The sequence below is a fragment of the Leptolyngbya sp. GB1-A1 genome (assembly GCF_039962475.1).
Lineage (GTDB): Bacteria > Cyanobacteriota > Cyanobacteriia > Elainellales > Elainellaceae > Leptolyngbya_A.
The window spans coordinates 1-8167 of the sequence record NZ_JAMPLI010000100.1; the positions used below are offsets into that span (position 1 = coordinate 1).

9 protein-coding genes and 1 pseudogene are annotated in these 8167 nt (G+C 46.7%); 7 read left to right on the forward strand and 3 right to left on the reverse strand.

Annotated elements, in window-relative coordinates; translation table 11 throughout:
- Positions 1-121 precede the first annotated feature (121 nt).
- Positions 122-379, reverse strand: a pseudogene (locus tag NDI45_RS30270) (IS6 family transposase); the annotation flags it as partial.
- Positions 380-816: 437 nt separating this feature from the next.
- Between NDI45_RS30270 and NDI45_RS30275 the strand changes: the two are divergent.
- The 5 genes from NDI45_RS30275 (at position 817) to NDI45_RS30295 (ending at position 5051) form a co-directional block, all read left to right on the forward strand.
- Positions 817-1686: a GlcNAc-transferase family protein gene (locus tag NDI45_RS30275; RefSeq protein ID WP_190794749.1), complete on the forward strand. Its 870-nt coding sequence runs from the start codon at positions 817-819 to the stop codon at positions 1684-1686.
- 3 nt (positions 1687-1689) lie between these two features.
- Positions 1690-2295, forward strand: coding sequence for a 2OG-Fe(II) oxygenase (locus NDI45_RS30280; protein WP_190794748.1), 606 nt, complete (start codon positions 1690-1692; stop codon positions 2293-2295).
- A 24-nt stretch (positions 2296-2319) separates the two neighbouring features.
- Positions 2320-2628 (forward strand): hypothetical protein, encoded by a 309-nt coding sequence (locus tag NDI45_RS30285; protein ID WP_190794747.1) that lies wholly within the window; start codon positions 2320-2322, stop codon positions 2626-2628.
- A gap of 73 nt (positions 2629-2701) precedes the next feature.
- Positions 2702-3412: an IS6 family transposase gene (locus tag NDI45_RS30290; protein WP_190794746.1), complete on the forward strand. Its 711-nt coding sequence runs from the start codon at positions 2702-2704 to the stop codon at positions 3410-3412.
- Positions 3413-4106: 694 nt separating this feature from the next.
- Positions 4107-5051 (forward strand): YegS/Rv2252/BmrU family lipid kinase, encoded by a 945-nt coding sequence (locus tag NDI45_RS30295; RefSeq protein WP_190794745.1) that lies wholly within the window; start codon positions 4107-4109, stop codon positions 5049-5051.
- Between the two features lie 73 nt (positions 5052-5124).
- Here NDI45_RS30295 and NDI45_RS30300 read toward each other — a convergent pair whose 3' ends face one another.
- Positions 5125-5796 carry a phosphatase PAP2 family protein gene (locus tag NDI45_RS30300; protein WP_348250010.1) on the reverse strand — a complete coding sequence of 224 codons (672 nt, stop codon included), beginning with the start codon at positions 5794-5796 and terminating at the stop codon, positions 5125-5127.
- Between the two features lie 276 nt (positions 5797-6072).
- Here NDI45_RS30300 and NDI45_RS30305 point away from each other — a divergent pair, with 276 nt between their 5' ends.
- Positions 6073-6372 (forward strand): DUF6629 family protein, encoded by a 300-nt coding sequence (locus tag NDI45_RS30305; RefSeq protein WP_190793070.1) that lies wholly within the window; start codon positions 6073-6075, stop codon positions 6370-6372.
- A 177-nt stretch (positions 6373-6549) separates the two neighbouring features.
- Here the strand turns inward: NDI45_RS30305 and NDI45_RS30310 are convergent, their stop codons facing one another.
- Positions 6550-7347, reverse strand: a complete 798-nt coding sequence (locus NDI45_RS30310; protein WP_190793071.1) for a DUF3891 family protein — start codon at positions 7345-7347, stop codon at positions 6550-6552.
- A 316-nt stretch (positions 7348-7663) separates the two neighbouring features.
- Here NDI45_RS30310 and NDI45_RS30315 point away from each other — a divergent pair.
- A partial coding sequence (locus tag NDI45_RS30315) for an IS6 family transposase (RefSeq protein ID WP_348250011.1) occupies positions 7664-8167 on the forward strand: 504 nt, incomplete at its 3' end.

Sequence of the window (8167 nt, forward strand, 5' to 3'; positions counted from 1 at the left end):
CCGCAGATAGTTTTGAGTGGCTAGATTCAGCGTTCGAGCATCGGGTTTGTTCATACCTCTATGCTAACAATTTCTCTCCTAATCCTGCCCTCTCTTTCCTTGCCGGGTTAATAAACATATCCTTGATTTTGATGTAAGTCTCATCCACGCGCCAGGAATCATTTGTGGGCTTCAAGTGCAGTCGAACCCGTTTGTCCAGTTCTGGCGAGTATTTCAACACCCAGCGATTGATCGTCGAGTAATCCACCTCCACTCCTCGCTCCTGCATCATTTCCTCCAAGTTTCGATAGCTGAGAGAGTAACGGCAATACCACCGCACATTCAGCAGGATGATTTCAGGCAAAAAGTGCCGCCACTTGAATAGAGAAGCAGTAGACATCGGAGGATTGTGAGGAGAGTTTAGTCCTGCTTACCTTACCATTCCCTAGTTTTTGCGACACAACCGTTAAGTCTCCTTGTAACCAGAAAAGACGCCCATCGCTGCAAATGATTCAAGGATTTGCTTTGGTACTTCTTTTGTTTGCGGCAGCTTGATGGGAAAAATGTACTTAGATAACTGTAGGGCGATAACTGAACTGTACATGACTCAAGCATGGAGCGTGATATCTCAAATATAGATGAGGAAAGTCTGCAAAAAAGTACCCATGAAGGTACTCTCGACCAAGCTGTTGCTTTGCTAATTTTGAGATGAGATTCTTATACAGCAGGAAACTGTTCAGAATGAAAGATTACACTATCGTTAATGAAAAAGATGGATAGGTCTGATAGATAGGTCTATCGTGCTAGTTTCATTATTTGCATCCCATAGCGATACAAATGAAAAAAATCTACGTTCAGATTCCAGCCTATCGTGACACAGAACTGGGACCAACGTTACTTGATCTTGTCGAAAAGTCAGATGATGCGGACGCTCTTCGCATTGGTGTTTTTTGGCAACGAGCAGAGGGCGACACGCTGCCAGAGGCATTACAGGTAAACCCGAACATTGAAATTATTGAGCAGTCCTATCGGGAGAGTAGGGGGTGCAACTGGGCAAGGGCTGAGCTTCAGAGGCGTTGGCAAGGAGAGCCATATACATTATTTCTCGACTCCCATCACCGTTTTATTCCTGGTTGGGATCGGCACCTAGTTGAAATGCACGAAGGTCTAAAGCAGAGGGGCATTCAAAAACCTCTGATCACAGCATATCTTCCGCCCTATGACCCTAAGAACGATCCCGATAATCGTCTACTAGACCCACTGCAAATCTGGGCACATAGTCGAGAGCAAGGAATGCTGATTTATTTAATAGCTCAGCCAATTCCCATGTGGCGCACTCTCAAAAATCCAATTCCTGCCCGGTTCGCTTCACTTCATTTCGTCTTTGCAGAGGGTATATTCAACCGCGAGATTGTCCTCGATGAACAGGTATATTTTTTCGGTGACGAAGTAGTACTCGCACTCAGGGCATTTACACACGGCTATGATCTATTCCATCCCCATTACGTGCTGGGCTGGCATCTATACGATCGAGCTGCTACACGCACAACACACTGGGAAGATCATTCAGACTACCATGAGCGGAATGAACGATCGTGCAATCGGTTACGCGACATCTTTCTTGGCATCGACGATGAAGCGATCGGCACTGCTCGTAGCCTAAACAAGTATGAGTTTCTAATTGGTGACAAGTTAATCCGGTGCTAAATTATGGCTACCGTTCTAGAGGTATTGGAAGAAGAAGGGATTGCTGTAGTGGATAACTTTATTACTCCACTAGAATGCAATCTAATGCTTGAAGAGCTGGAGTTTACACACTGGCAAGATAGTGTAGTGGTGAAATACATCGGTAATGAAAACTCTCCGGCATATTTAAGTAATATGAGAAAGAGTCAGACATCAGGACAGATCTGGTTTAGTGACGAGATTAATGCTATTCTCACCCTCATTGAGGAGCGATTAGCTTGCCTCTTAAGTACCACACGCAATCATTTTGAAGAGTGGCAGGCTACACGGTACAACAGGAACGACAGGTTTGACTATCACGTCGATGGCGGTAATTGGGAGCGAACCGCTGCCGGAGAGAGAAAACGCAGCATTATCATGTACTTAGATACACCCGTTCACGGTGGCGAAACTCACTTCCGGGCATTCGATAGGACTATTGAAGCTAAAGCTGGACGAGTCCTTATTTGGAACAATCTGCTGCCAACGGGAAAATGCAATTTTGCTATGATTCACGCGGGTCTTCCTGTTGAGGAAGGTACAAAAACAATTCTTGTTTCCTGGGAAAGAGAACGTCGATTACGTCCATAAAACACAACAGAAGGAGAAGCCAAAATGAATACAAATAAACTGTCCGATGACGAGATTATCAGAGACATTATTACCCGTTACGGGGAAGTAATTAACCTGCGCAAGACACCGTACTTGGCTATCGAAATTCTACGTACCTATGGAGGTGGGATTGTTAATGCTCCCGATGGAGGCGTGTCGGTAGCTGGAGTCGGAACACCCCCTGGACCGTCAGGCGGCATTAACTCACAGGGCAATGTTGTGGATAACGTGCAAATCATGAAGGAGATCCTGAAGCTTTCCAAGCAAGTCGCATTGCTAGCAAAGCGCATTGAAAAACTGGGCGGAAATTAAGGGTTTAAGGTTGTGTCGCAAAAACTGGTCAATAGTAAGCTAGACAAGCCCAACTCCGCTGGCTTGCTCTCCAATGTCTACTTCTACTCTGTTCAAGTGGCGGCACTTTTTGCCTGAAATCATCCTGGTGAATGTGCGGTGGTACTGTCGCTACTCTCTCAGCTACAGAGACTTGGAGGAGATGATGCAGGAGCGCGGCATGAGAGTAGACCATTCGACGATCAACCGATGGGTGTTGAGGTACGCCCCAGAACTCGACAAACGCATCCGACCCCCCTTGAAGCCAACGAATGATTCCTGGCGGGTGGACGAAACTTACATCAAAGTCAAGGGAGCGTGGAAGTATCTATATCGAGCCGTGGATTCGGAGGGCTACACCCTGGACTTTATGCTCAGTGCGAAACGGGACGGAAAAGCTGTGGCACGCTTTTTTCGCAAAGTGTTGAGAGCACAACACACTCAAACTCCACGGGTAATTACCATTGATAAAAATGCTGCCTATCCGGTTGCTATCGATGAATTAAAGGAAGATAAAACGTTGGAAGCTGAAACTAAATTGCGGCAGAGCAAGTATCTGAACAACATCATTGAACAAGACCATCTGAACATCAAGCGAATTGTAAAACCGATGATAGGATTTCAATCATTCAACACGGTAAGAAGAACATTGCGAGGGATAGAATCAATGAAAATGATCCGTAAAGGGCAGGTGAAAGAAATTAGTCGAGGGGACAGTGTATCTCAATTCTCATTCATCAATAAGATCTTTGAGGTGAGTGCTTAAAACAATACAAACGAGAACAGTTCATCTGTTATTTAGAAATCTTTGCGACACAACCGCAATTTTTGCGATCGAGAGTAAGAATGACAGAATCTGTATCTTTATTGAAGCAAAAGGAACAATTTATTGAACGAGTGAGTGAATTACAGCGTCTGTTTCAAGCCATCTAATTAAAGATAGAAAAGAGAAAGCTTGCAATGATGAAAAGTACTAAAAAAGCGGTGATTTGAGTACTCAGATCTGACAGTTTCCATAAAAGATTCTCGAAATAGGTATAGCGCTGTGATGGAGGGCACTCGCTATGGGTAGCCCGGAGTATTCTCAACAAGTGCAATTTGTTGAGGATTTTTGCGTTAGTCTGTCTTAAATGTCAACAACACAGTTTTATGCGTTTGCCCTGAGCACTCGGGGCACTGCATAGAAGATGACCTTAATTCATACTACGATTATGCAATGCCAGAATTAAACAAGCGATTATCAGGGCTTCACTACACTGAATTGTTGAGCCACATATCAGCTTATCGATGGAAGGAAAAGTCGAAGCTGACAGCTATAGTTTAAGAGTGGAGTTCTATCAGCTCATCGCTTGGGCGTAACGAATGGACAGTAGACCTTTTGCTAAGCAACTGTGTATGAGCAGAGTTCAACCCCACACTTCCACCCTCTCCAACTTCAAACCTCTAGGAAAAAGCCAGCGATGAATACCCGACTCATCGTCAATCCTACCTCTGGCCCTGTCGAGAATCCTGAGTTGTTAACTGACCTAGCAGAAGCTTTGCAAACTCAAGGCATTCAAGCTGAAATCTGCACCACCACACCTGATGAAGATGGTGAAGGTCTAGCTGCTGATGCTGCTAAAGCAGGCGCTAAACTTGTGATTGTTGCCGGGGGCGATGGCACGATCGAAGCCGTAGCACGTGGATTAGTGCATACTCAAACTATGCTAGGCATTATTCCGTTAGGAACGCGTAATAACATTGCGGCTAGTTTGAATATTTCTAACGATTTAACCCAAGCCATCCAGATCCTGGTAGAGGGTGAGCATGGTCGGTTTGATATGGGCAAGGCGAACAATTATTACTTCATGGAAGTGGTAGGCGTGGGTCTAGAAGCCTCACTCTTTCCTTGTGGAGATGAAGTCAAAGAAGGAATCAAGAAAAATTATCTGGTTGCCCTTAAAAGTATCTTCTCAGGGGTCAAAACTTTTTTGCAATTTAGCCCGCACCGTTTGGTCTTACGCTTCGACGGCAGACGGATACGTCGTCTGCGCACCTTACAAGTCAACATCTGCAACAGCCCTCGCTATGGGGTAGAATTTGCCTTAGCGCCTGAGGCAAAAATGAATGATGGCAAGCTAGATGTGATTTACATTGACAATCCCTCTAAATGGGATCATCTGCGCTACTTCTTTACAGCTATGCGGGGTGAGCAACTCCCTCATAAACGGCTTAATACCTATCGAGCCTCTAAGATTGAGGTCAGAAGCTATCCACCTTTAGACGTTCATGCAGACGGAGAGTGCCTGGGCACTACCCCAGTCACTGTTGAGGTGATTCCCAGAGCCCTTTGGATTTGCGTGCCTACACCTGAGCTACTGGCAAAGTTTGCAGACGAAAGCGGAAGTCCTGTTTTGACGCAGTAGTTTTAAAGATCCTGAGAGAGCAGTTTTCCATTAAAGCTGACAGCATTTTCACTGCTCGCCTATCAATCTCAGTTCAAATCCCACCAATCTGAATCAGTCCGTACAGGCACGCTCCCAGCCAGATGCCGCCAGCAATCCATCCACTCAAGACATCTGTCGGCCAATGCACACCCAAATATACCCGACTAAAGCCCACCCCTAAGGTTAAGCCAGTTGCCAAGGGGGCAGTGATGCTTAAAGGAATATTCATACAGTGCGTCAGGTTAGCCGCCAACAAACCATAGAAGGAAATTGCACTCATGGCGTGACCGCTGGGATAACTGTAATCCATCGGACGTTGAGAAGATGCCCATAGATCGGGTCGTTTTCGCTGAAAGAGAGACTTGAAGATGCCGTTAAGCAGCCATGAACCGCTCAGCCCGATCGCCAAAACCAGGGTTGCAACCGCCTCGTTGCGGTAAACCAGAATTCCTCCGATCGCAATGAGTATAGGGATAGTAATTTCGCCCTGAGCCAGCCAGGTTATGGCTGTCATGTATCGGTCTAGAGTCGGATTAGCCCAAGCTTTGAGAGTCAACAAGCATGACTCTTCAAGAGGCAGCAACCAGTCCCATAGCAGAAAGCGGGCGAGGAAAACACCTATTGCTAGGGCGAGTGCGCCAGCGATCAGACCCGCCAGTAAATAGGGCATAAAAGCAAGGAGTGACTGGAACAACCAGTAAAGGCGAGTACTAACCTCCGTCATTGGCAATCTCCTATAAACGGCTGACTGTAATTTGGCAAAATTGTACGCTGTTCACTGCCTACGTGGAAGCAGCGCTGGTCTGAGATTTAATTAGAAAGGTAGATCTTAGACAAAGAAAAAATAAAAATTTTCTGACCGAGCACATGAATTCGATGAGCCATACGAATCGCGGTCTAACGACCAAGATAAGCGGCAGCAAATAACCCTCTCAACCCCGTCAAAGTCCCTTAACGTCCGCTTCATCTACTTGTTCATTCGATTCAATAAGACACACGCTTGATCTTTGACCCCTGGGTTTCGCAGCAAGTCGATCGCCTGGTCTATGCCATGATTGTCCTGATTCCGTTTGCACTTGCCGCAAATCGATCTCTGAAGGTGCTGGGTGGCGCAGTCTGCCTCGCTGCGATCGCGTCCCAATGGTTGCTGGATCAGGTCTTTGTTTCGGTTTGGTGCTTCTTTGCTGCCTTGCTTTCTCTGCTAATTCTCCAGGTTTGCCGAACGGCACCTGATATCGATACTCAAAAGAAAACGAATTTGCCGCGATCGAATACAGCTGAAGAAACCAGACCTGCATGATTGAGCGAGCAGAATATAGACGAAGAGACAACACTTTTGGGACAGGTCATTGTGATTCCTTCACGGCAGACCTAGGACGATGTATTCCAATCCATCATGGAGGCGCTCACCACTATGGATGAAATTGAGTGGGAATTGGGTCGATGGTATGGCGATCGGCGGTTAGATAGAATTGTTTCAATTCTGTTTTTCTGCTGAATAAAGCGTTGCTGTTAGGGTTATCCAGGGAGCATGGGCAAGGCGATCGCGCATCGCTTGCTCATCAGCAAATTTCTCCTCTAGAAGCCGTCCTTCAAACACAACAGTGACTTCATTCGTTTGAAAGCACCACGGTACTAACGATAACCGTGCTGGGTCATCAGCAGTAGGCATTAGCGTTAAAATAATGTCACTCGTTGCTGTCGGCACCTGCTCAAATTGTCGCTGCCCGGTTACACCCATACAGATCGCAAGAGACAGCGCATCCAAAGTCGCAACAAGACGCTGATTTCGGGTGAGCATTGAGGGTGTGACATATGGTGCATAGGCTGGGTCTTGCTCTAAGCAACGGATGAGCTGTTTTTGGAATTCCTTCTCCTGCTGCAAAAAGGTTTCGACAATCCGGGTTGATTCAGGCGATCGCTTCCAGTGCGTAAACCGTTCATACAGCCCTGTCCCATGGAGGGAAACGAGCAGTGCCACATACCGTCCCATTGGCATCGCCAAGTGTTTTGCCCCTGCCCAAAGTTGGGTGTGAACTTCTGGTGCAACCTCATTGAAACTATGTGGGTATCCTGTTTCGGAATTGAGTGTTGGAGCGGCTTCCCAGGGTATCCAGCCAATATCATGCTGTTCTGCCCCCAAGCACACAGCCTGGAAAGGAGCAATTGTGCCAAGCTGTTCATTGCCCCAAGATTGAGCTAACTGACCAGATACCCAGGCATGAGTAGGCTGAGTAATGCAGATTCGGTTTTCGCCAAGGGTGCGGTACAACACGGCTGTTCCTGTTTGAACTTCAATTCAAACCTACCCCTGCAAAAAACGGATGTCTTCACGCCATAGGTTAGAACTCAGGCAAAACAAAATACTCGAACTGTTGACTTGAGGCAACAAGATATCAACCCATAGCAAGAGTTGACACGGGTTGATTGTCAACCTCTTAATGTTTGTAGATGACGCATTAATTTTTCCACCTGAGCAGTAGAATTCGTAAACCAATCTGCAGACCCAATCCAATAAAGTTTCCAAGGTTATGTCGCAAAAACCAGCCGATGGTAAGGTAGGTAAGCCCAGCTTGCCTTCTCCTTCTCCGATGTCTACTCCTACTCTGTTCAAGTGGCGGCACTTTCTGCCCGAAATCATCCTGCTCAACGTTCGCTGGTATTGCCGTTACTCCCTCAGCTATCGGGACTTAGAGGAGATGATGCAAGAGCGGGGGGTGGCGATAGACCACTCGACGATCAACCGTTGGGTTTTGAAGTATGCGCTAGAGCTAGACAAACGGATACGACGGCACCTGAAACCGACGAACGATTCGTGGCGGGTGGACGAGACGTATATCAAAAGCAAGGGCATGTGGAAGTATCTATATCGTGCTGTCGATTCAGAGGGAAATACTCTGGACTTTATGCTAAGGGCAAAGCGGGATGGCAAGGCAGCAGCACGCTTCTTTCGTAAAGTCTTGAAAGGTCAGCACACTCGAACTCCACGAGTCATTACCGTGGATAAAAATGCGGCTTATCCCGTCGCCATGGAGTCCCTCAAAGAAGATGGGACAATCGACCAAGAAACCCAATTGAGACAGAGCAAATATTTG